The sequence below is a fragment of the Flavobacterium aquicola genome (assembly GCF_003385115.1).
GTDB classification, from domain to species: Bacteria; Bacteroidota; Bacteroidia; order Flavobacteriales; family Flavobacteriaceae; genus Flavobacterium; species Flavobacterium aquicola.
In genome coordinates, this window is record NZ_QUNI01000012.1 from 51,883 (window position 1) to 75,528 (window position 23,646).

14 protein-coding genes are annotated in these 23,646 nt (G+C 36.3%); all 14 read left to right on the forward strand.

The window, feature by feature from the left end; genetic code table 11:
* Nucleotides 1-71: 71 nt before the first annotated feature.
* The gene (locus C8P67_RS17405) at nt 72-1,238 is read left to right on the forward strand and encodes a cellulase family glycosylhydrolase (RefSeq protein ID WP_115814461.1); all 1,167 of its coding nucleotides are present in this window, start codon (nt 72-74) and stop codon (nt 1,236-1,238) included.
* A gap of 268 nt (nt 1,239-1,506) precedes the next feature.
* Entirely contained in the window at nt 1,507-2,556 is a 1,050-nt protein-coding gene (locus C8P67_RS17410) for a glycoside hydrolase family 43 protein (protein ID WP_211319929.1), read from the forward strand.
* A 23-nt stretch (nt 2,557-2,579) separates the two neighbouring features.
* A complete protein-coding gene (locus tag C8P67_RS17415) occupies nt 2,580-3,764 on the forward strand; it encodes an aldose epimerase family protein (protein WP_115814462.1) in 1,185 nt (394 codons plus the stop codon).
* Between the two features lie 152 nt (nt 3,765-3,916).
* Complete coding sequence (locus C8P67_RS17420) at nt 3,917-6,082, forward strand: TIM-barrel domain-containing protein (RefSeq protein ID WP_115814463.1); 2,166 nt, start codon at nt 3,917-3,919, stop codon at nt 6,080-6,082.
* A 582-nt stretch (nt 6,083-6,664) separates the two neighbouring features.
* Nucleotides 6,665-9,796 carry a SusC/RagA family TonB-linked outer membrane protein gene (locus C8P67_RS17425; RefSeq protein WP_115814464.1) on the forward strand — a complete coding sequence of 1,044 codons (3,132 nt, stop codon included), beginning with the start codon at nt 6,665-6,667 and terminating at the stop codon, nt 9,794-9,796.
* A gap of 11 nt (nt 9,797-9,807) precedes the next feature.
* Nucleotides 9,808-11,427 carry a RagB/SusD family nutrient uptake outer membrane protein gene (locus tag C8P67_RS17430; protein ID WP_115814465.1) on the forward strand — a complete coding sequence of 540 codons (1,620 nt, stop codon included), beginning with the start codon at nt 9,808-9,810 and terminating at the stop codon, nt 11,425-11,427.
* Nucleotides 11,428-11,461: 34 nt separating this feature from the next.
* A complete protein-coding gene (locus C8P67_RS17435) occupies nt 11,462-12,589 on the forward strand; it encodes a SusE domain-containing protein (RefSeq protein WP_115814466.1) in 1,128 nt (375 codons plus the stop codon).
* A 61-nt stretch (nt 12,590-12,650) separates the two neighbouring features.
* The gene (locus tag C8P67_RS17440; protein ID WP_115814467.1) at nt 12,651-13,829 is read left to right on the forward strand and encodes a glycoside hydrolase family 76 protein; all 1,179 of its coding nucleotides are present in this window, start codon (nt 12,651-12,653) and stop codon (nt 13,827-13,829) included.
* A gap of 93 nt (nt 13,830-13,922) precedes the next feature.
* Nucleotides 13,923-14,618: an SGNH/GDSL hydrolase family protein gene (locus C8P67_RS17445; RefSeq protein WP_115814468.1), complete on the forward strand. Its 696-nt coding sequence runs from the start codon at nt 13,923-13,925 to the stop codon at nt 14,616-14,618.
* A gap of 9 nt (nt 14,619-14,627) precedes the next feature.
* Nucleotides 14,628-16,436: a glycoside hydrolase family 2 protein gene (locus tag C8P67_RS17450; RefSeq protein WP_115814469.1), complete on the forward strand. Its 1,809-nt coding sequence runs from the start codon at nt 14,628-14,630 to the stop codon at nt 16,434-16,436.
* Between the two features lie 3 nt (nt 16,437-16,439).
* Nucleotides 16,440-18,737 carry a GH92 family glycosyl hydrolase gene (locus C8P67_RS17455; RefSeq protein WP_115814470.1) on the forward strand — a complete coding sequence of 766 codons (2,298 nt, stop codon included), beginning with the start codon at nt 16,440-16,442 and terminating at the stop codon, nt 18,735-18,737.
* 37 nt (nt 18,738-18,774) lie between these two features.
* Entirely contained in the window at nt 18,775-20,205 is a 1,431-nt protein-coding gene (locus tag C8P67_RS17460; protein WP_115814471.1) for a glycoside hydrolase family 125 protein, read from the forward strand.
* Between the two features lie 27 nt (nt 20,206-20,232).
* Nucleotides 20,233-22,416: a GH92 family glycosyl hydrolase gene (locus tag C8P67_RS17465; RefSeq protein ID WP_115814472.1), complete on the forward strand. Its 2,184-nt coding sequence runs from the start codon at nt 20,233-20,235 to the stop codon at nt 22,414-22,416.
* Between the two features lie 296 nt (nt 22,417-22,712).
* On the forward strand, nt 22,713-23,639 hold the full coding sequence (locus C8P67_RS17470) for an ROK family protein (protein ID WP_115814473.1): 927 nt from the start codon (nt 22,713-22,715) through the stop codon (nt 23,637-23,639).
* Nucleotides 23,640-23,646: the final 7 nt, after the last annotated feature.

Genomic DNA, 23,646 nt, shown 5'->3' on the forward strand with positions numbered 1-23,646 from the left:
TCTGTATTAAATACAATAACTGCGGGAATTAGCATTGATTCCTGCGGTTTAACCCTCAAATATATTTTATAATGAAAAATAAATTAATAGCTGTTGCTTTATTTTCTATGCTGACAATTAGCTGCAACAAAAGCAAAAATGAACTGAAAACGGAGCAAACCCCAACAGAAGCTGCTACTGCCGAAAGAACAATCTGGACCAAAGAGCAGGCTAACGCATGGTATGCAGAACAGCCATGGTTAGTTGGAGCCAATTTCACACCTGGTAATGCCATTAACCAATTAGAAATGTGGCAGGCAGATACTTTTGATCCGAAAAAAATCGATCAGGAATTAGGCTGGGCAGAAAGCATAGGAATGAACGTAATGCGCGTGTACCTTCATGATTTACTGCATAAAGATGATGCCGAAGGGTTTTATAAAAGAATGGATGAATATTTGACCATTGCAGATAAACACCATATTAAAACATTATTCGTTTTATTCGATTCTTGTTGGGATCCGTTTCCTGCAGCTGGAAAACAAAGAGCTCCTCAGCCATTTGTTCACAATTCGGGCTGGGTTCAGTCACCGGGACAAAAAGCACTTTTGGACCAAACACAGACGCCGCGTTTAGAAAAATACATTAAAGAAACGGTAGCTCACTTTAAAAATGACAATAGGATTTTAGGCTGGGATGTTTGGAATGAGCCAGACAACATGAACAGTCCTGCTTATGTAAAAGTGGAAACTAAAGATAAAGAAGAACTAGTTTACAAGCTCTTAGAAAAAGCTTTCGAATGGGCTCGCTCAAGCAATCCTTCACAGCCTTTAACATCAGGAGTCTGGGCGGGTGACTGGTCTGAAAAAGGAATGAAAGCTATTTTTAGATTACAGCTGGAACAATCAGATGTTATTTCTTTTCACTGTTATGATAAGCCTGCTGATTTTACCAACCGAATAAATGAATTAAAACGTTACGGGAAACCATTATTATGCACAGAATACATGGCCAGGCCGAACGGCAGCACTTTTGAAGGGTTTTTACCAATTGCCAAAGAAAACAAAATTGCTATGATCAATTGGGGATTAGTAGACGGGAAAACTCAAACAAAATTCCCTTGGGACAGCTGGACAAAAAAATATACTTCTGCACCGCCTGTATGGTTTCATGAAGTATTTAATTCAGATGGGACTCCTTATAAAAAAGCAGAAACTGATTTTATAAAAAAAATCACATCTGAAGTAAATACTAAATAATGGCGAAATAATAATGCAATAAAAACTGATTTTTTTCATAATAACTGTGGTTAGTTATTCATGTGTTGGCCAAATTATCGGGATGTTCTGTCCCGGTAATTTGATTTTTAATTATCTGCAAAGCATTAAAAAATAAAACAAAATAATCTTTTTACTTTTTTAAAGTCAGTGCTTTAAAGGACGGATTAAGAAGAAATGACTAATTAGATTATGGAATGAATATGTCCGCAAATTGACTGCAAAAAATAAAAATAAATATTTAAATATAATGAAGAATAATTCCATACTGAAACAAACACTATTACTGATTCTATTTTGTATCGGAAGCAATACAATATCGGCACAGCAGACATTTACTAATCCTATTCTGGATTATGGTGCCGACCCTTACAGCACTTACCATAATGGATATTATTATTATACCCATACTATGCAGGACAAGCTGGTTCTCTGGAAAACTAAAAATTTGGCAGATTTAAAAAATGCTGAAAAGAAAATCATTTGGACCGCTCCAATGAATACCGATTATTCTGCTGATATCTGGGCACCCGAATTTCATTTTATAAATGGTAAATGGTATGCATACTTTGCGGCAGACAATGGATCGAATAACACACACAGAATGTATGTTTTAGAAAATAATTCTGAAAATCCAATGGAAGGCGAATGGATTTTTAAAGGGAAAATTGCCTCACAAACAGATAAATGGGCAATTGATGGTAATGTTTTTTTGTATAAAAAACAATTGTATATGATTTGGTCCGGTTGGGAAGGCGATACTAATGGACAGCAGGATATTTATATTGCCAAAATGAAAAGCCCTACTCAGATTGACGGAGACAGAGTTAGGATTTCAAAACCAACAAATCCTTGGGAACTGCATGGCGCATTGCACGATGATATAAATCCAGCGCAGGTAAATGTAAATGAAGGACCGCAATTTCTGTCGCATAAAAACAAAGCGTTTATTGTTTTTTCGGCAAGTGGCTGCTGGACGGATAATTACAGCTTAGGATTACTCACATTTATAGGAAAAGATAATTTATTGGATCCTTTGGCTTGGGTAAAATCTGATGCGCCAATTTTGCAGCAATCAGATAAAACAAAAGTGTATGCTCCTGGACATAATTCATTTTTTAAATCGCCAAACGGAAAAGAAGATTGGATTTTATACCACGCAAATTCAAATCCTGGAGATGGATGCGGAGTAAAAAGATCACCTAGAATGCAGCAGATAAAATGGGATAAAAAAGGAAACCCGGTTATTGGCGATGCAATATCCGAAGGAATTCCTGTAGCTATTCCTGCTATCAAATAATTGAAATTTTAAACATATAAAAAATGAAAAACGCACAATTAGCGGCCATTCTTTTTTTTGGATTGCTGCTTCAGACTTCCTGTCAGAAAAAAGAACAGGCTGGTACTCAAGAATCAAATAAATCGCTAAGCGAAAATATAAATAAACAAACAATAGTTCTTGATTCAAGTAATTTTGCAGAAGAAATTGAAGGAAAAAAAGTAAATCTCTATTGGATAAAGAATGCAGCTATTCAGGCTGCTTTTACCAATTACGGGGGGCGTTTGGTTAGTTTATTGGTTAAAAATAAAGACGGCGAATTTATAGATGTGGTGGTGGGTTTTAAAAGTATTAAAGACTATCAAAGCTCAACTGAACCTTATTTTGGAGCAACTATCGGGCGTGTGGGTAATCGAATTGCTAAAGGAAAATTTACTTTAAAAGGGAAAGAGTATAGTGTTCCGGTTAATAACGGAGAAAATGCTTTGCATGGGGGAACAAAAGGATATCAAGCTGTTGTTTGGGATGCTGAAAAAATAAATGATCAAACATTAGTCTTTACTTATACTTCTCCAGATGGCGAAATGGGATTTCCTGGAAACTTGAAAGTAAAAGTTACTTATAGCGTAACGGCGGATAATGAAGTAAGAATGGAATATGAAGCCACAACTGATAAAACAACAGTTGTAAATTTAACCAATCATGCTTTCTTTAATTTAAATGGAGAAGGAAATGGAAGTATCTTAAATCATATTGTACAATTCAATGCTAAGGAATATACGCCTGTTGATAAAGGTTTAATTCCAACTGGAAAAATTGAAACTGTTATTGGCACACCATTCGATTTTACATCTCCTCATACCATCGGCGAACGAATTAATTCAAATAATGTTCAATTGGAGAATGGAGGCGGATACGATCACAATTTTGTATTAAAGCACTCTAAAGGAAATAGTATGATTAATGCAGGGTCAATAACTGGTGATTTATCAGGTGTTGTAATGGAGGTTTTTACAGAAGAACCAGGTTTTCAGTTTTACAGTGGCAATTTTATGCAGGGAAAAAACACGTTTAAATCGGGTGCAAAAGACAGTTACAGAACAGCCTTTGCCCTAGAAACGCAGCATTTTCCTGATGCACCAAATCAGCCTGATTTTCCATCAATAACATTAGAGCCAAAATCAGTTTATCACACTGTTTCTATTTATAAATTTTCGAACAAGCACTGATTTTTTTCATGAGCATTTTTTTATCTAAAGGTAAATTAATGCTCATTGATTTATAAATTTTTATAGAATCAAACGGATTATATTTAATTTACTAAATCGTTTTAGTGTATTATTTACATTCGTAAAAGTTTAATAACATTTAAGTTTCCATCATGAATCTAAAAAACATATTTTCGATCTTTTTTATTTCAGTATGTATTACTGGATCTGCAGCTCAGGAAATTCCATTGCTCAAAACGTCATTGGTGGGCAATAGAATAGTAGAATTTGTACCTAAAGGGTTTGATAAAAATAAAACCCCATCATTAATACTAGTCTCTCCCCCAAACTCTAAAGGTAAGATACCATCTGATTGGACTTTGACTCCCAAGTTTACATTAAAAAACAATAATGCAGGTGCTGTTTTAAATTTGGAAGGAAATATAAGCTTATATGGAGGAGGAGAAGTTACAGGTCCTCTTTTACGTAACGGTAAGTCTATAAAATTATGGAATACAGATACTGGTGCATACAGTGTAGAAGGCGGAAAAAGACTGTACCAGACACATCCATGGGTTATGGGTGTTCGTCCCGATGGTTCTGCTTTTGGAATTATCTTCGACAGTACTTGGAAGGCTGAATTGATTACAAACTCTAACCAGATTATTTATAATTCTGAAGGCAGTCTGTTCAAAGTTTATATCATTGATAGAAAATCGCCTCAGGAAGTAATAAAAGGTCTTTCAGAATTAACAGGCACTATCAAGCTGCCTCCCCGCTGGGCATTAGGATATCACCAATGCCGATTTTCTTATGACAGTGAAAAACGAGTTATGGAAATCGCTGATACTTTTAGAGAAAAGAAAATTCCTTGTGACGTTATCTGGATGGATATCGACTATATGCAGGGATACCGAGTATTTACATTTGACAGTATCCGATTTAAAAATCCTAAAGTCTTAAACGACAATTTGCATAAAAAAGGATTTAAGGCTGTTTATATGATTGATCCAGGTGTAAAAGTAGATAAACAATATTCGGTTTATAACACAGGAACAAAAAATGATGTTTGGGTTAAGAAAAACAATGGAGAAGAGTATCACGGCAAAGTATGGCCGGGTGATTGCGCTTTTCCAGACTTTACCAATCCTTCAGCAAGAAAGTGGTGGGGCGGACTGTATAAAGATTTTTTAAGTACAGGAATAGATGGTGTGTGGAATGACATGAATGAGCCTGCCGTTAATGATAATGATTTTCCAGAAGATAAACGCCTTGGTACAATGCCATACGATACACCTCATAAAGGAGGCGGTAATTTGCCACAAGGTTCTCACTTATTATATCATAATGCATATGGCAGATTGATGGTTGAAGCATCATTCGAAGGTATATTGAAAGCCAATCCTGCTAAGCGTCCGTTTCTTTTGACGCGTTCTAATTTATTGGGAGGACAGCGTTATGCGGCGACTTGGACAGGTGATAATTACGCCAGTGTGGAACATATGAAATTATCTGTGCCGATGTCTCTTACATTAGGATTGTCAGGCCAGCCTTTTAATGGACCTGATATTGGAGGTTTTCTTGGAGATACAAATGGCGATTTATGGGCAAACTGGCTTGGTTTTGGAGCATTTATGCCTTTTGCACGCGGACATGCATGTGCTGGGACAAATAATAAAGAGCCATGGGCTTATGGAGAAGAGATCGAAAAAACATCGCGTATTGCTTTAGAAAGACGCTATCGTTTGCTGCCTTATTTATACACCCTGTTTTATGAGTCTTCAAAAAATGGTATGCCGGTAATGAGTCCAGTATTTTTTGCGGACACTAAAGACCCGTTACTAAGAGCTGAAGATCAGGTTTTTTTGTTAGGAGAAAACCTTTTAGTAGTACCTGCATTTGCTAAAGAGCCTGCACTTCCAGCGGGTATTTGGGAAGAGCTAAACCTTATAGAAGGTGAAAAAACGGATAAGTATCAGGCAAAATTAAGTATCAAGGGCGGAAGTATTATCCCCGCTGGTAAAGTTATTCAGAATGCTGGAGAAAATTCCTTTGATCCATTGAGTCTTTTTGTTTGTCTAGATGCAGATGGTATTGCGAATGGAAAATTATATATTGATTCTGGGGATGGATTCGGATTCGAGAAAGGGGATTACGCTATGTTAACATTTAATGCTGTAAAAAATAATGATACTGTTGTAATAAAAGTTTCAAATGCAGAAGGTAAAAGAAATATCAATGAAGAAGTAAAAAAAATAAATGTGACTGTATTACTTAACGGTAAAACGTATACAGGTTCTGGTACGCTTACTGATGGAATTACGATTGCTTTAAAATAGCTTTTCATAGTTGGTTTTTGGATAGGTCTTTAAGTCAAAGATCCAAAAATAAGCTGCCCGATAACTTGAACAAGCCAGAAAGACTAACGTTCTTATGACGCTGTTAGTCTTTCTTTGGTTTTTGGTGTGTTTGAGTAATAAAAATAAGCCAGTCAAGTTACGTGATTTTTTGCTAAAAATCACAATATCATTATCATATAGTTTATTAATGCATCAGCTTCTCTAATTTCTATTTTGACCAAAAGTTTAATTTGTTTCAAAAATTAAAGATTAGAATAAGATTGCAATTTTTGATAATGACAAATATTTTATTTCTTAATAAAAAAAAAAGAAGTTTTCCTATAAGTATATCATTTTTGCCTCTTTCTCAAAAGTACTGATGATTGAATAATTACTTTCATTTTGCGTTTTTTTTATCAATTTATTATTAAATTAATGTTAAAAAAGTTTTTATGTATAAATTTCTATAAAAATTTTCAAGATATATAATTTTATTTTTTTTTACTAAAACGTTTTAGTATGTTTGTACTGTCGACTAACATAATTTCAATTAATAATAAACCAAAATGAAAAAAACCCAAAATGAAAACAAAAATTAACTTAAAAATTGTGCCTCCTCGGAGAAGTAGAATAAAATCGTTAGGCCATAATTTTAATAATACTGGGCTAATTATTTTATTGTTGCTGTTTTTTAGTATTAGCAGTAGTATTGCACAAAACAATCCCAGTTCTGCTCAAAAGACTACTATAAAAGGAAAAGTGATCGATAAAACAGGGCTTTCTGTTCCAGGAGTTACTGTTTCTGAAAAAGGGACGACTAATGCTGTTCAAACAGACTTCGACGGAAATTTTTCTTTATCTGTAGTTAGTTCTCAATCAGTAATTGTTTACTCTTTTGTTGGAATGCAAACGATTGAGAAGAGAGCCAGCGATGGTTTGAATCCAACTATTGTAATGAAAGATTTAGCCACAGACTTGAACGAGATTGTTGTTATAGGATACGGAACTCAGAAAAAAGCAAAACTTATTAGTGCTGTAGATAAAATTGGCAGCGGTGCCTTCAAGGACAGGCCTAGCGTTAATGCAACTGCGGCTCTCCAGGGAAAAGCTCCTAGTTTAACTATTCAGCAGACTAATTCTGAGCCGGGTGCTGGTGTTAATATTAACATCAGAGGGGTAAGTACTTTAGGTAATAGTAACCCGCTGATAGTTATCGATGGTATAACAGGCGGAGATATTAATGCACTTAATCCAGCTGATATTGAGAGTGTGTCTGTATTGAAAGATGCTGGTAGTGCGGCTATCTACGGTTCAAGAGCAAGTAGTGGTGTAATTCTTATTACCACCAAAAAAGGTAACAAGTCATCCCCTATGACTTTACAGTTTAGCAGTCTTATAGGATATAATACTCCTAAATTTTTCACTAAGCCAGTGCATGGCTATGAGAATGCAATGCTCAGAAACGAAGCAGCCTACAACTCAGGAGAAACTAGCGCCGTATTTACTGCTGCGCAGATTGCCGAAATGAAGGAAAAAGGCGACACAAAATGGTTCGCTAAAGAAATAGTAAAACCTGCTCTTCAGCAAAATTATAATTTATCTGCTACTGGCGGAAATGAAAATTCTACGTATCTGGTATCTTTAGGATACTTGAATAATGAGAGTGTTTTTGTTGGTCCAGAGAAAGGAATGGAGCGATTCAATTACAGAATTAATCTTACCAATGAATTTGGTAATTTCAAGCTGACTTCTATACTAGCTTATTCTAAGCAAAAAATTAGAGATCATGCAGGCAGTACAGGTACATTGATGGTTGATGCCTTCAGGGTGCCATTATATTATGAGCAAAAAGATGAAAACGGTAATTATCTTACTAATGATATTCTTCAGGAATTCAACTCTTTGGGTATCTTAGAGCAGGGTGGTTTCAGAAAATATGATAATGATGATATTTTCGGATCGTTAAATGCTGAATTGAAACTTACCAATTATTTAAAGCTAAGAGGAGTTGTTGGTGGACGTGTATGGTCTAATACCATGTACAAAAGAGTTAAAGCTGTACATTATTTCCCTAAAGGAGTTTCTGGTGCAGATGCCAATACAGAAGATGAAGATAAAAAAATTGTTGAGCTGAATTCGCAGTTAATGCTGGAGTTTAATAAATCGTTTGGCAATCATAATGTAAGTGCTATGATTGGAGGGACAGGTGAAAATTTCAAAGAAAGGGGAGTAGGTGTCTACAAAAAATTTACGGATCCAGATCTGGGAACACCAATCACCGAGACTATAATAGATCCTAAAACCTATAATTCTAACGAGAAATCGGGTGAGAACAGCCTTAACTCATTAATCGGGCGTGCTTCTTATGATTATGACAGTAAATATTTTACGGAATTTGCTTTCAGATATGATGGGTCATCAAAATTCGCCGAAGAGAATCGATGGGGTTTCTTCCCTTCAGTTGCAGTAGGTTATGCCCTTACTAAAGAAAACTTTATGGAAGGATATAGGAATTCTGTTGGAAATCTTAAATTTAAGGCATCCTATGGTATTGTTGGAAACCAGAATGTGGGTAACTATCAGTATCAAACTACATATGGTGCTTCTCCAGGTGTTTATGGATTTGATAATTCAGTTGTCAGCGGTACAGATTTCAGCTTCGCAAACCCAGATATTCAATGGGAAAATGCCGCTACTTTTAACGCAGGAATTGAAGCAGATTTCTTTAATGGTGCATTAGGATTATCGTTTGAGTTCTTTGATAAAGTAACATCAGATATTCTAATTCCGCCGCAGGTACCAGGTGTGTTTGGCGCTAGTCTTCCTGTTTTCAATGCTGGTAAAATGGAAAATAAAGGCTGGGAACTTACTGCTACTTACAGACATGCTGGAAAATTATTTAACCACAATCTTTCAGTAAATATAGGAGATTCTAAAAACAAAGTGCTTGACTACAATAATGGTCAGGAAGAACTTCTGGGAGTTGAGGAATTACAAGTACTGCGTCGTGAAGGATTACCTTATAACTCTTATGTTGGTTTCAAGACAGACGGATATTTCCAGAATTATGAAGAGATTCAAGGTGCAGCAGTGCCAGTTGGACTAACTGTTCAGCCAGGAGATAACCGCTATGTTGACCTTAATAAAGATGGGAAGATTGATAATAATGACAAATTTGTTTTTGGCAACCCTTTCCCAAGATACACTTTTGGTGTAACTTATGATATTGCATACAAAGGATTTGATGTCAATATATTTATCCAAGGGGTAGGCAAGAGAACAATGATGATAAGAGGTGAACTCGTTGAGCCTTTTCATTACAACTATGGTATGACAATGTACACACACCAATTGGATTATTGGACGCCACAAAACCCAGACGCTGCATATCCGCGTTTGGCTAATAACGGGACACAGTCAAACGCCAATAACTTTAGAAGAGGATCAGATATGTATTTATATGACGGCGCTTATGCAAGGCTTAAAAATTTACAGATTGGATACTCGCTTCCTCAAAACGCAATAAAAGAGATTGGACTTAAAAGCTTTAGAATGTTTGTTTCTGGGCAAAACCTGCTGACGTTATCTAAAGTTAAATTTGTTGATCCAGAACTTTCTGAGTTTAATAATAGCTTGGTGCCTTCAGGCGGAAATAGTGGTAGAGCCTATCCTACACCAGTTTATTATGGACTTGGTTTAGATGTCACCTTTTAAAAAAATCGATCATGAAAAATATATTTGTACAAAAATTAAAGCTAATCCCCATCTTTCTCATGCTAGTTACAGTAAGCTGTGAGAATCTGGATTTGGCTCCAGAAAACAAGTTTACCGATTCGAATTATTGGACAAGCGTAGATAAAGCACAAATTATGCTTAATAAGGCTTATTCGCAGATGCAGACCAGCAATTACTTTTTTTATAATGAAGCTTTGTCTGATAACGCATATAATGGGAGGGGAGATAATGCAGGTGCTGCATCACTAGCAGCAGGTACACATGACGCATCATTGGGCAGGCTGAAAGATGAGTGGAAAAATAGGTATACGGGAATAAAATCTTGCAATTTACTGCTTGAAAATATTGACCGTATACCAAGTGCAGATCCAAAAATCATTGCAAGAATTAAAGCAGAAGCACGTTTTATAAGAGCATTTCAGCACTTTCAGCTTACAACATGGTTTGGAGATATTCCACTTGTTTCAAAAGATCCTTCGTTAGCAGAAGCTTTAACCATAAGCCGTACTTCGCATGCCGAAGTGGTTGAATTCATTCTCAATGAGCTTAATGGTATTGTGGCTGATTTGCCTAAAACCTATCCTGCTGGAGAAAAAGGAAAAATTACCTCAGCTGCCGCTATGGCTTTAAAAGCGAGAGTGCTATTATATGAAAGCCGCTGGGCCGAAGTGGTTACAACAACTGATGCAATAATAGCAGGAACTTATGGTCCATATAGTCTATTTCCATCTTATGAAGGTGTTTTTCTTCCTGAAAATGAATATAACAGCGAAGATATCTTGAGCCTGCAGTATGTCCCTCAATTTAAAATGTGGGGTGAGTTCTTTGATATTGCTCCAATATCTGCTGGTGCCAGATTAAATGCTTTGGCTCCAACACAGGAACTGGTAGACAGCTACTTGATGCTTAACGGAAAAAAAATAAATGAAACCGGCTCTGGCTATGACGAAAGCAAACCCTATACAAATAGGGATCCAAGGCTTACGGGTACTGTAGTTTACGATCAATATTTATGGAAAAATGAAGATGGAACTACACGTACTATTTCTATTAAACCAGATCCAAACAACACCTCTGCTGATCAATATGTGTCGGGGTCTTCAGCTACGTCTACAGGTTACTATACTCGTAAATATTTTGATCCTCAGCATACAACATCATTACAGTCAGGGTTAAATCTTATTCTTTTTCGTTACGCTGATATCCTTTTGATGAACGCAGAAGCTAAAAATGAAGTAAGTAAGCTAGATGCAAATAGATGGAATACTACCATAGGCGCTTTAAGAAAGCGTGCCGGATTTGTAGATCCTGCGGCTGTAAACTATGATAGTTCATTGTCTCAGGCTGGACTTCGTGAAGTGATAAGAAATGAGCGCCGTACAGAATTAGGCATGGAAGGTTTAAGAATATTTGATATCAGAAGATGGAAAATAGCCGAAGATGTATTGAACGGATGGACTCATGGTGCAAAATTTGGTGTTTCGTCAATTGACAATGGTTATTTAAGAGTAAACTTGAGATCATTTGACCCAGAAAAGCACTATCTATGGCCAGTACCAGCAGATGAGCGTTTGATTAATCCAAATCTTTCTCAAAATCCAGGATGGTAATCGTATTAGAACATAAATTTTAAAAAACAAAAAGATGAAAAATATATATATAAAATTATTCCTGTTTATGTTTTCAGTATTGGCAGTTGGATGCCAGGATGATGACACAATGAGCCATACAAATGTAAGTGCTGTAAATGCATTATATGCTCCTGCAAATGATAAATTTTTTAACCTTGCTATTCCTGGCGGTTCTGCCGTTTTTGAATGGGAAGGAGCTAAAGCTGAAGATAACGGTGCGGTGCTTTATGACGTACTTTTTGATGTTGAAAATGGAGATTTTTCTAAACCAGTGTTTACAATCCCATCTGATGGAAAAGGTTTTCAGCCAGCTTTAAATTTAACTTTTACACAGCTTAATAAGATAGCCGAAATGGCTGGAATTGAGACAGAAGCCATTGGAAAGTTAAAATGGACAGTGTATTCTACTAAAGGATTAAATGTTGTGAAATCTGCAGTTTCTGGAGTAATTCAGGTACAAAGAGCAGGAGGTTTCCCTACGCCAGATCAATTGTTTGTTACAGGTACAGGTTCTGAAGGCGGTGATGCTGTAGCAGATGCTGTTCCTTTCAAAAAAACAGGGGCTTCTACTTATGAAATTTATACCAAGCTTAAAGCAGGTCAATACAAATTCATTACAAGAAAAAATGGCACTCCAGAAACTTATTATATTGATAATGGCAAGTTAAAAGAAGATGGGGCTACTACTTTTGCTGGAACTGATAAGGTATACAGAATAAGAATTGACTTTAGCGATGGTTCTGCTAAAATGACTGAGATCAAAAAAATTGAATTGTGGTTTCCGCCTCTTGGACAATATCTTTTTGAATACACTTATGCAGGAAAAGGAATCTGGAAAGCAGATAACAAGCTTATTGTATTCAAGCAAGAATCATGGGGTAGAGATGAACGTTACAAATTCAAATTTACTGTAGACAACGCTGGAACAGGAGCTGAAGAATGGTTTGGAAGCGTAAACGGAGACAATAGCAGACCAGACGCTAACACGTCTCCAGCATACTGGTATATGGTTCCTGTAACTAACGATTTCTGGGCAAACAGCTTTAAGTTTGATGGCGCCGTTGATAACAAGAATGTAAATGCTGTAGTTGATTTCAGTGCAACTGCTACCGCTTACACTCATAGTTTTACAGTACTTTAGATAAATACGGCTTCTCTTTAGTTAATATAAATTAAAGAGAAGCTTTAAAAACACACACAATATGAAAAGATTTATTTCGATACGCCAAAGTGTAATTATGGCAATGGTTGTTGGGCTGGGCATAACGGCTGTTTCATGTGATGATGATCCAGTTCCCTTAATAGATCCTTCGACTGGAGGGGGAACAAAATTTGAATATACATGGGCAAAAACTGCGGATTCTTTACAAACTGCTACCTATAATGGATATTTGGGTTCAAACGGAACATTTGTCCAGGATAATGCAGGCAACAGCAATTTTAATTATTGGCCAAACGCCCACATGCTTGACGTGCTGGTAGATGGTTATTTGCGAACTCATGACGATAATTATTTGTCAAAAATGAAAGCATTGCTTCAGGGTATTAAAGTGAAGAACGGAAATACGTATAACAACGTTTTTAATGACGATATGATTTGGTTAGCCAATTCTAGCCTTAGGGCGTTTGTAGCGACCAATGATCAGGAATACAAAGATGTTGCCGATTACCTTTGGGGAAGAATAAAATTAAGCTGGAGTGATGACGTTTTTGGCGGAGGTATAACTTGGAAACAGGATACTCCTAAGCAAAAGAATGCAGTGTCAAATGCTCCTGCAGCGATAGTTGCCTTACGTCTTTATGAAATCAGTCACAATGCTGATGATCTAGAGTGGGCAAAAAAAATTTATGCTTGGCAGAAAAGTAACTTAGTTGATCCTGCTACAGGGCTGGTATGGGATAATATTTCCGAAACTAGCGGTGTAGTTACAACAAACAAAGACTGGGTGTTTACTTATAATATGGGAACATGGATAGGAGCAGGATTAAGGCTGTATCAAATTACGGCAGATCAGTCTTATTTAAATGATGCTTTAAAATCAGCCAAAACTTCTCTGACAAGCCCAAAACTAGTATCTGAAGGTCTGCTGAAAGATGAAGGCCAGGGTGATGGAGGATTATTCAAAGGTATTTTTGTACGCTATTTTACAGAACTTATAGAAGAGTCTACTATAAACTCTACAGATCATGAAAGTTTTGTGAAATTTCTTGAGTTTAATGCACAGACATTTTATAATGATGGTATAAAAAGACCTGTAATGTTTTGTGGGCCTAAATGGAATGCCCTTCCTACAGGAGCTACCGATCTTACAACACAGTTAAGCGGTGTTATGCTGATAGAAGCAGCTGCAAAACTTAATAAAGAGGATTTATTAGATTAATTAGTGGTTTGATTAGTTTAATGCCTGCAGGCAGAAATGCCTGCAGGTTTTATACAATTAATTATATGCTGTCATAAATTTTAAAAAATTAGAATGAAAAATAAAGCATTGACTTTTTATTTGGTTATAACACTTTTTGTAATGAATTGTTCTAATGCTCAGGATTGGGCCAATTTAAAACGATATGAAAAAGAAAATGCTGTATTAGCCGCTCCGATGGCTTCTGAAAAAAGAATTGTTTTTATGGGCAATTCTATAACAGAAGGCTGGCTGCGGACACATCCTTCATTTTTTGCGGGAAAACCTTATATAGATCGAGGTATAAGCGGACAGACAACACCGCAAATGTTATTGCGATTTAGACAGGATGTTGTAAATTGTAAGGCATCAGTAGTTGTTATACTAGCTGGTTTAAACGACATTGCTCAAAATACTGGGCCGATGACTCTTGAAGAAACTGCTGGAAATATTTTTTCAATGGCCGAACTGGCAAAAGCCAATGGCATTGACGTAATAATTTGTTCAGTACTTCCAGCATCAGATTTTCCATGGAGACCTGGAATGGAACCAGGACGGAAAGTTGTTGCGCTTAATGCTTTACTGAAAAAATATGCTAAAGAGCACACTATTCCATTTGTAGATTATTATACACCAATGGTAAATGATTCGCTGGGACTAAAAAAAGAATTGGGTGATGACGGAGTTCATCCTAATGAAGCGGGATATAAGATTATGGAACCTATCGTTGAAAAAGCAATAGCAGACCTTTTGAAAAAATCTAAAAAATAGAACATCATAATGAAGAACAAATTTACAATCTTACTTTTTGCATTAGCTAGTTTATCAGCCGCCGCCCAATGGAAACCTCAGGGTGACAAAATAAAAACAAAATGGGCAGATCAGGTGGATCCTAATCACACTCTTCCTGAATATCCCAGACCAATAATGGAAAGGAGCCAATGGAAAAATCTAAATGGCTTATGGAATTATGCAATACTGCCGGCAGGACAAACAGCGCCAAAAGCGTATGATGGAAAAATCCTCGTACCTTTTGCTGTTGAATCAAGCCTTTCCGGAGTAATGAAATCTGTAGGTGCCGAGAAAGAACTTTGGTATGAAACTGCTTTTTCAGTTAATTCTGATTGGAAAAACAAAGATATTCTTTTGCATTTTGGTGCAGTAGATTGGAAAACAGAAGTCTGGATTAATGACATCAAAATTGGAACTCACACTGGAGGTTATGTGCCATTCAGTTTTAATATAACTCCGTTCTTAAACGGAAAATCTCAAAAACTAGTCGTAAAAGTCTGGGATCCTTCAAGCGAAGGAACGCAGCCACGCGGGAAACAGGTCAAAAATCCTGAATCAATATGGTATACGCCAGTGACTGGAATCTGGCAGACAGTATGGTTGGAACCAGTTAATAAAAAGTACATAAAAAATGTTAGAAGCACTCCCGATATTGATCACAATACAATCAGTATTTTAAGTGAAATAGAAGGTGCTTCAGCGGGTGATATTATTGAAGTTTCAGTATTTGATGGAGCAAATAGTGTAGCATCTGGAAGAGCTGCCACAGGTCAGGCATTAGATATTGTAATTAATAATCCAAAGTTATGGTCGCCAGATTCACCTTTCTTATATGATACAAAAATTAAGGTGATTAGTAATGGAAAAGTTGTCGATGAAGTGAAAAGCTATTTTGCTATGCGAAAAATTTCTTCTAAAAGGGATGCTGATGGTATAGTAAGAATGCAGCTTAATAATAAGGATGTTTTTCAATTCGGACCTCTTGATCAAGGATGGTGGCCTGACGGTTTATATACTGCGCCAACAGATGAAGCGTTGAAATATGATCTTGTAAAGACTAAAGAATTAGGTTTTAACATGATTCGCAAACATGTTAAGGTCGAACCTGCCCGCTGGTATACACATTGTGATAAAATGGGTTTCTTAGTTTGGCAGGATATGCCAAGTGGCGATGAAGGTCCGATATGGCAAATGCACAAATATTTTGATGGCAATGAATTAAAAAGAACTGCACAGTCCGAAGCGACTTACAGAAAAGAGTGGAAAGAAATAATGGACGAATTATATTCTTATCCAAGTATTGTAGTCTGGGTGCCTTTTAACGAAGCATGGGGGCAGTTCAAAACTGTGGAAATTACAGAGTGGACCAAAAATTATGATTCAAGCAGGCTGGTAAATTCTTCAAGCGGAGGAAACCATTTTCAAACGGGAGATATTCTTGATATTCACCATTATCCGGGACCTGATTTAAAATTATATGATGCAAGAAGAGTAACTGTACTTGGAGAATATGGAGGTATTGGGTTTCCTGTAGAAGGGCATTTATGGCAGACGGATAAAAACTGGGGCTATACTCAGTTTAAAAATATAGGTAAAACTACTGCAAAATATAAAGAGTATGCTGATCAGCTTATTAAGCTGGCAAAAGTTGGATTCTCTGCGGCTGTCTACACACAGACTACTGATGTGGAGGGCGAGGTAAATGGTTTCATGACCTATGATCGTAAGATAGATAAAATGAATTTTTCTGAGGTAAATCAGATTAATAAAGAAGTAATAAACGCTATTAATAAATAATTTATGCTGGTTAATAAATTAAAATTTGGTTTTTGGTTAGTAACACTATTCGCCGTTAATTCGAGTAGTGGTCAGATTGTTCCCGTTAGTGATAGCAAAAGCCCTGTGGAATGGGTGAATCCGCTAGTGGGAACAGATTCTGATTATGATGTTTCTAATGGAAACACTTATCCGGCAATTGCCATGCCTTGGGGAATGAATTTCTGGACGCCACAAACTGGCAGTATGGGAGATGGATGGGCATATACCTATAGGGTTTCACAAATAAAAGGCTTCAAGCAGACACATCAGCCTTCGCCCTGGATGAATGATTATGGACAATTTTCTATTATGCCAGTAACAGGTAAACTTAAGTTTACTGAAAAAGAAAGACAAAGCTGGTTCTCTCATAAAACAGAAATTGTAACTCCTTATTATTATAGTGTTTATCTAGCAGATCATGATGTAACTACTGAGATTACACCCACTGAAAGAGCGGCAAGATTCAGGTTTACATTTCCTAAAACTGATTCTTATATAGTTGTAGATGCTTTTGATAAAGGTTCTTATATTAAAATTATTCCGCAGGAAAAAAAGATCATTGGTTACACTACCAAAAACAGTGGGGGTGTACCTAAAAACTTTAAAAATTATTTTGTAATTATTTTTGATAAAGAGTTCACTGTTACCAACACTTTTAATGGGAATAAATTAGGCAGTGCTCTTGAAATGACAGCCGATCATTCAGGTGCTGTGATTGGATTTAAGACTAAAGACGGTGAAAAAGTAAATGCAGTGGTGGCTTCTTCATTTATTAGTTTTGAGCAGGCCGAAATCAATCTTAAAGAAATTGGCACTAACGATTTTGATCAGCTGAAAGCAAAAGGAAAATCCATTTGGAATGAAAATTTAAGCAGAATACAACCAGAAGGCGGTACAGCAGTCCAGACAACTACATTCTATTCATGTTTATACCGCTCGCTTCTTTTTCCTAGAAAGTTTTACGAATATGATGCTTCTGGAAAAGCAGTTCATTACAGTCCTTATAACGGACAAGTAGTATCTGGATATATGTATACAGATACTGGCTTTTGGGATACATTCCGCTCACTTTTTCCATTTCTTAATTTAATGTATCCTAAAACAAATGCTGAAGTACAAGAAGGCCTTAGTAATGCTTATAAAGAAAGCGGATGGTTGCCAGAGTGGGCAAGTCCGGGTTTAAGGGATATTATGGTTGGTAATAATTCGGCTTCAATTGTGGCAGATGCTTACCTGAAGATTGGAGATCAAAGTAATTATGATATCAAAAATCTATATGAAGCTGTATTACATGGTGCTAACAATGCAGGACCAATGAAAGCAGTTGGCCGTGCAGGAGTTGAGCAATATAATAAATTAGGTTATGTGCCTTATGATGTTGTAAACGAAAGTGCTGCCCGTACGCTGGAATACGCTTATGATGATTTCACGATTTATCAATTGGCGAAAGCTTTAAAGCGTCCTAAAAGTGAAATTGAGCTTTACAAAAAACGCAGCCAAAACTATAAAAACCTGTTTGATCCAGCACATAATTTAATGCGCGGAAAAATGACAAATGGAAAATTTATGGAGCCTTTTGATCCAATCCGCTGGGGAGAAGGTTTTACCGAGGGGAACAGCTGGCATTACAGCTGGTCCGTTTTTCATGATGTGCAGGGACTTATTGACTTGATGGGAGGTAAAGAAGTTTTTACCAAACAATTGGACAGTGTATTTGCAATGCCTCCAGTTTTTAATAATAGTTTTAATGGCGGTTTCATTCATGAAATGAGAGAAATGCAGGTTGCCAATATGGGGCAGTACGCTCATGGAAACCAGCCGATCCAGCACATGATTTATCTTTATAATCATGGATCCCAGCCTTGGAAAGCACAATATTGGGTAAGGGAAACAATGAATAAACTATACAACCCAAATCCGGACGGCTATTGTGGTGATGAGGACAATGGACAAACATCTGCATGGTATGTATTTTCGGCAATGGGATTCTATCCAGTAACTCCGGCATCAGATCAATATGTTATAGGTGCACCATTATTTAAAAAGATTACACTAAATCTTGAAAACGGAAAGCAGGTTGTAATTAACTCACCAAACAACAGCGAAAGTAACCGATATATAAAAGCAATGCAGTTTAACGGTAAAGACTATACAAAGAACTACCTGAGTTTTACAGAGCTTATGAAAGGAGCTGTTATAGATGTAGACATGAGCGATACACCTAACAAAGAAAGAGGAACGAAGAAAGAAGATCTTCCATACTCTTTAACAAATGAATAATTAAAAAGATTAGCCTTAAAATTTAAAATATACAGTTATGCAAAGAAGAAAATTTATCCAGAACACTGCATTATTCAGTAGTTTAGCTTTTATAGATCCTTCGGAGATATTCGCAGGGAACACTATAGCAGCAGATTTTCCAATAGTAAGGGTTGCCAAAGGGAAAAGAAATTTTGAAAGTGATCTTATTGAAAAAGCAATTGCCGAGTTTCAGAAGAATGTAAAAGATAAAGAATTGGGATGGCTTTTTAATAACTGTTTTCCAAATACCCTTGATACAACAGTAACTTACACACAGAAAAATGGCAGACCAGATACGTATGTAATCACAGGAGATATTGATGCTATGTGGTTAAGAGACAGTTCTGCTCAGGTATGGCCGTATATGGCTTTTGTTGGCAAGGATACAAAACTAAAAAACCTTATAGCAGGTGTTATCAACAGGCAGACAGATTATATACTCAAAGATCCTTATGCTAATGCCTTTTATAATGATCCAAATAAGAAAGGAGAATGGACAAGTGATCATACCGATATGAAACCTGGTGTTCATGAAAGAAAGTATGAAATTGATTCTCTTTGTTATCCAATAAGATTGGCCTATAACTATTGGAAAAATACAGGAGATACAGCTCCATTTGATGATAATTGGGTAAAAGCTATTCAAACAACACTTAAAACATTCAGAGATCAGCAACAAAAAGATGGGCATAATCCATATACTTTTCAGAGAAATACGCAGTTTGCAACCGATACAAGACCTCTCAAAGGCGCGGGCTACCCTGTTAAGCCAGTAGGATTGGTTTGTTCGGCATTCAGACCAAGTGATGATGCTACAGTTTTCTCATTTCTTATTCCAGCTAACTTTTTTTTAGTAGTGAGCATGAAACAGGCTGCAGAGATGCTGGAAACAATTAAAAAGGATACCGTCGCCGCAAATGAACTTAGAGCTTTAGCTGCTGAGGTTGAAAAAGCAATTCAAGAGTACGCTGTTGTTAAGCATCCTAAATACGGTGATATCTATGCTTTTGAAGTAGATGGTTTTGGAGGTCATCTTTTAATGGATGATTCCAATGTGCCAAGTTTGCTGGCGTTGCCTTACTTAGATGCAGTAAATGTTAATGATGCAGTTTATCAAAACACTAGAAAATTTGTTCTTTCAGAGGATAATCCATTCTTTTTTAAAGGAAAAGTTGCGGAAGGAATTGGAGGCCCGCACGTAGGAACGGATATGATATGGCCAATGTCTCTTGTTATGAGAGCCTACACAACATCTGACCCTAACGAAATTAAAGATTGTATCAAAATGTTAAAAGCTTCTCATGGAGGCAAAGGTTTTATGCATGAATCATTTCATAAAGATGATGCCAAAAACTATACAAGAGATTGGTTTGCTTGGACAAATACGCTTTTTGGTGAGTTGCTTTGGGATACATACCAAAAAAATCCAAAGCTTCTTGAACTATAATAAACAGGTAATGAATTTATTTATATCATGATAAAATTTAGAAAGAATATTGCAATCGCAGTTCTTTCCGTGTCACTTTTTGGCTTTAACGCTAAGGCACAGGAAAGCGGTGGCGGACCTGCAAAAGGAAAATATACAGCTTTGGTTAATCCGTTTATTGGTACAGCACCGTTGCTCGATACTAAAATAATCGGTTATACTCCGCCGGCAGATATGCGTGTTTGGGCTGGTTTGGTTTTTCCTGGTTCATCGGTGCCAAATGCGATGGTGCAGCTAAGTCCAATGACAAAATACAGATCGGGTGCTGGGTATGAATATGAAGACACATCTATTTTAGGATTTACCCATACTAATAAAGGGCATTGGAATCTTTGCCATATTCCATTGTTACCAGTTCCTGACGGCGCTTCATTTCCGTATAAATCTACATTTAGCCATAATCAGGAAAAAGGAAGTCCAGCTTATTATGAAGTATATTTGAAAGAATATGATGTTCAGGTTAAACTGACATCGACACTTCGCTGCGGAATACATGAATATGCTTTTAAAAATAATAAAGGAAGAAAAGTACTTTTTGATTTAGGCCGTGCCAATAATCGTGTGGACGACTGGCAGATTAAACAGGAAAGTTCAAATGTTTTAACTGGTTTTCAAAGAACAGGGGGCGAAAAAATATTTTTTTATGCCACTCTGAGTAGTACAATAGACAAGCTGGATGTTAAGGAAATGTCCAAGAATAATGGTTATGCATTGGTATACATTAAAGACGGAGATACGAAACCGGTTACCGTTAAGATAGCATTATCTTTTGTTAGTGTTGAGAATGCAAAAGAAAACTTGAAGGCTGAGGTCGGTGATAAAAGCTTCAGCAGGATTTTTGAAGAAGGAAGCACTACATGGGAAAATTTGTTATCTAAAATTCAGGTTAAAGGCGGCAACAAACAGCAGGATGTTATGTTTTACAGTATGCTTTATCGATCTTTCTTATGGCCTGCTCTAAGAAGCGATGTAAATGGCCAGTTTATTGATGAAGCGGGTAAGGTGAGAAAAGAAGACTACCGCTACTATACATTACCATCATTATGGGATGATTATAGAAACAAACTTGTTTTATTAAGCATAGTTTCACCAGATGTTACAGCTGATGTAATTAGCTCCATTATAAACGAAGGAGAAATTAAAGGTTTTATACCTACATTCTTTCATGGGGATCATGCTGCTTCATTTATTGCAGGATCTTACATGAGAGGAATTCGAAACTATGATGTTAAGACAGCATATAAATTATTACTTAATAACGCTTATAAAGAGGGAGGAACAAGACCTCATATCGCCGAATATATTGCAAAAGGATATGTTCCTGAACAAGATATAAAAGACCCAAAAATTGAAACTAAAGCAAATGCAGGAGTTACCAAGACGTTGGAGTATGCTTATGACGACCATGCTTTGGCATTATTAGCTAAAGAAATGAACGATACGGAGCATTACAATGATTTGGTAAAACGTTCAAAAAACTATGCGAATGTATTTGATAAATCTACAGCTTTTATGAGAGGAAAGCTTGAAGATGGAAAATGGGTAACGCCATTTAACCCCGAATTTCCGTACTATGAATATATGTACCGTGAGGCAAATGCCTGGCAATTGTCGTTTTTTGCACCTCATGATATGAAAGGACTGGTTGAATTATATGGCGGGGCTGAACCATTTGAAGCTAAACTGGATGAATTTTTTACAAAACCATGGAATCCCACTTATATTGCCTGGAATATCTCGGGTTTTATAGGTCAGTACTGTCATGGTAACCAGCCAGATCATGAAGCACCATTCTCTTATTATTTTATAAATAAACCTGAAAAATCACAGCAGAGAATTGATGAAATTCTTGATACTATGTATGGCATTGGACCCGAAAAATTAGCAATGTCCGGAATGGATGATGCAGGAGAGATGTCTTCTTGGTATGTGTTCGGCGCTTTGGGGCTTTACCCATTATCACCTGCTGATCCAGAGTATATAGTAACCGTTCCTATTTTCAGCGAAGTAAATTGGACTATGCCATCAGGAAAAAAACTGACGATAGCAAACCCGAATGCAGGAAGAAATTTGAAGGGAATTAAAGTTAACGGTAATGAAAGTAAAGGTTATTTTATTTCGCACGACCTTTTCAAAAATGGAGGTAGGATAGAAGTTGAAACTAGTAAGTAATGTTTATTTCGTAAGTGCTGAATTAATAAAGCGCGCAAAAAGGAATAGATCATAACAAAATAAAAGAAGTTTAAAAACTAAAAATTGATTCATAATGCCTGCATTAAATACTTTTAATATACTGACAAGCATAGGAATTGATTGGGTTTGCTAAACTAGCCTAAAGCCTTCTTGCGAATTTTAGATGATGATGCTGCAATGTCTTCATGTTTTGTTTTGGAGGCTTTTAGGATTTTTTCTGCTTGAGCAGAAAAGCAAATATTGTAAATTATTAAACAAAAATTAAAACAATTAGAATGGCATTAGTAATAGGTGTTGATGTAGGAGGCAGTCACGTTAGCAGTGCTGCAATAGATAGCGAAAATTTTAAAATAGTACCTAATACTTATTTTAGCGGAATTGTAGATAATAAAGCTTCAAAAGAAGTTATTTTTTCAAAATGGGCCGAAGTTATAAATAAAACAATTGAAAAATGCAGTCATAATGATACGATAGAAATAGCTTTTTCAATGCCGGGACCTTTTCAGTATGAGACCGGCCGGGCAATGTTTGAAGGGAATAATAAGTTCGAGGCACTCTATAATGTTGTAATTCCAGATGAATTCTCAAAGTATGTCTCGTCAAAAAATATAACTTTTCGTTTTTTAAATGATGCATCTTCATTTGGTATAGGAAGTATACTGATGAATGGGTTGGATAAAAAAGCGCAGAAAGTAGTAGCAGTAACTTTAGGAACCGGTTTTGGTGCTTCTTTTTTGGATAATGTATTGCCCTTAATTAAGGGTGACAATATTCCCGAAAATGGATGCCTATGGGATAAAACTTTTCAAGGAACAATAGCTGATGAATATTTTTCTACAAGATGGTTTATAAAAAAATATGAAGAATACAGTGGTACCCAAATTACAGATGGGGTAAAAGAAGTATCTGCTAAAAATGATGAATTTTCGGAAAAAGTTTTTGAAGAATTTGCAATTAACTTCAGCGGTTTTCTGCTTCCTTTTTTGAATGATTTTGAAGCGGATACATTAGTTTTAGGGGGGAATATTGCTAAATGTCATACTCAGTTTCTGCCGAGAGTACAGCAGATTTGGAAAGATAATGGAAGAAAAATAGAGATGATAATTTTAGAAAATACAGAGGAATCGAGCATAATCGGAGCAAGTTATATGTTTAATGATTCATTTTGGGATAAAATAAAAGAATCGCTGCCTAATTTTTAATAAAACA

Excerpts from the sequence above, each read along its gene's own strand:
- C8P67_RS17405 (WP_115814461.1), top strand. The coding sequence starts at position 72 with ATGAAAAATAAATTAATAGCTGTTGCTTTATTTTCTATGCTGACAATT.
- C8P67_RS17410 (WP_211319929.1), top strand. The coding sequence starts at position 1,507 with ATGAAGAATAATTCCATACTGAAACAAACACTATTACTGATTCTATTT.
- C8P67_RS17415 (WP_115814462.1), top strand. The coding sequence starts at position 2,580 with ATGAAAAACGCACAATTAGCGGCCATTCTTTTTTTTGGATTGCTGCTT.
- C8P67_RS17420 (WP_115814463.1), top strand. The coding sequence starts at position 3,917 with ATGAATCTAAAAAACATATTTTCGATCTTTTTTATTTCAGTATGTATT.
- C8P67_RS17425 (WP_115814464.1), top strand. The coding sequence starts at position 6,665 with ATGAAAACAAAAATTAACTTAAAAATTGTGCCTCCTCGGAGAAGTAGA.
- C8P67_RS17430 (WP_115814465.1), top strand. The coding sequence starts at position 9,808 with ATGAAAAATATATTTGTACAAAAATTAAAGCTAATCCCCATCTTTCTC.
- C8P67_RS17435 (WP_115814466.1), top strand. The coding sequence starts at position 11,462 with ATGAAAAATATATATATAAAATTATTCCTGTTTATGTTTTCAGTATTG.
- C8P67_RS17440 (WP_115814467.1), top strand. The coding sequence starts at position 12,651 with ATGAAAAGATTTATTTCGATACGCCAAAGTGTAATTATGGCAATGGTT.
- C8P67_RS17445 (WP_115814468.1), top strand. The coding sequence starts at position 13,923 with ATGAAAAATAAAGCATTGACTTTTTATTTGGTTATAACACTTTTTGTA.
- C8P67_RS17450 (WP_115814469.1), top strand. The coding sequence starts at position 14,628 with ATGAAGAACAAATTTACAATCTTACTTTTTGCATTAGCTAGTTTATCA.
- C8P67_RS17455 (WP_115814470.1), top strand. The coding sequence starts at position 16,440 with ATGCTGGTTAATAAATTAAAATTTGGTTTTTGGTTAGTAACACTATTC.
- C8P67_RS17460 (WP_115814471.1), top strand. The coding sequence starts at position 18,775 with ATGCAAAGAAGAAAATTTATCCAGAACACTGCATTATTCAGTAGTTTA.
- C8P67_RS17465 (WP_115814472.1), top strand. The coding sequence starts at position 20,233 with ATGATAAAATTTAGAAAGAATATTGCAATCGCAGTTCTTTCCGTGTCA.
- C8P67_RS17470 (WP_115814473.1), top strand. The coding sequence starts at position 22,713 with ATGGCATTAGTAATAGGTGTTGATGTAGGAGGCAGTCACGTTAGCAGT.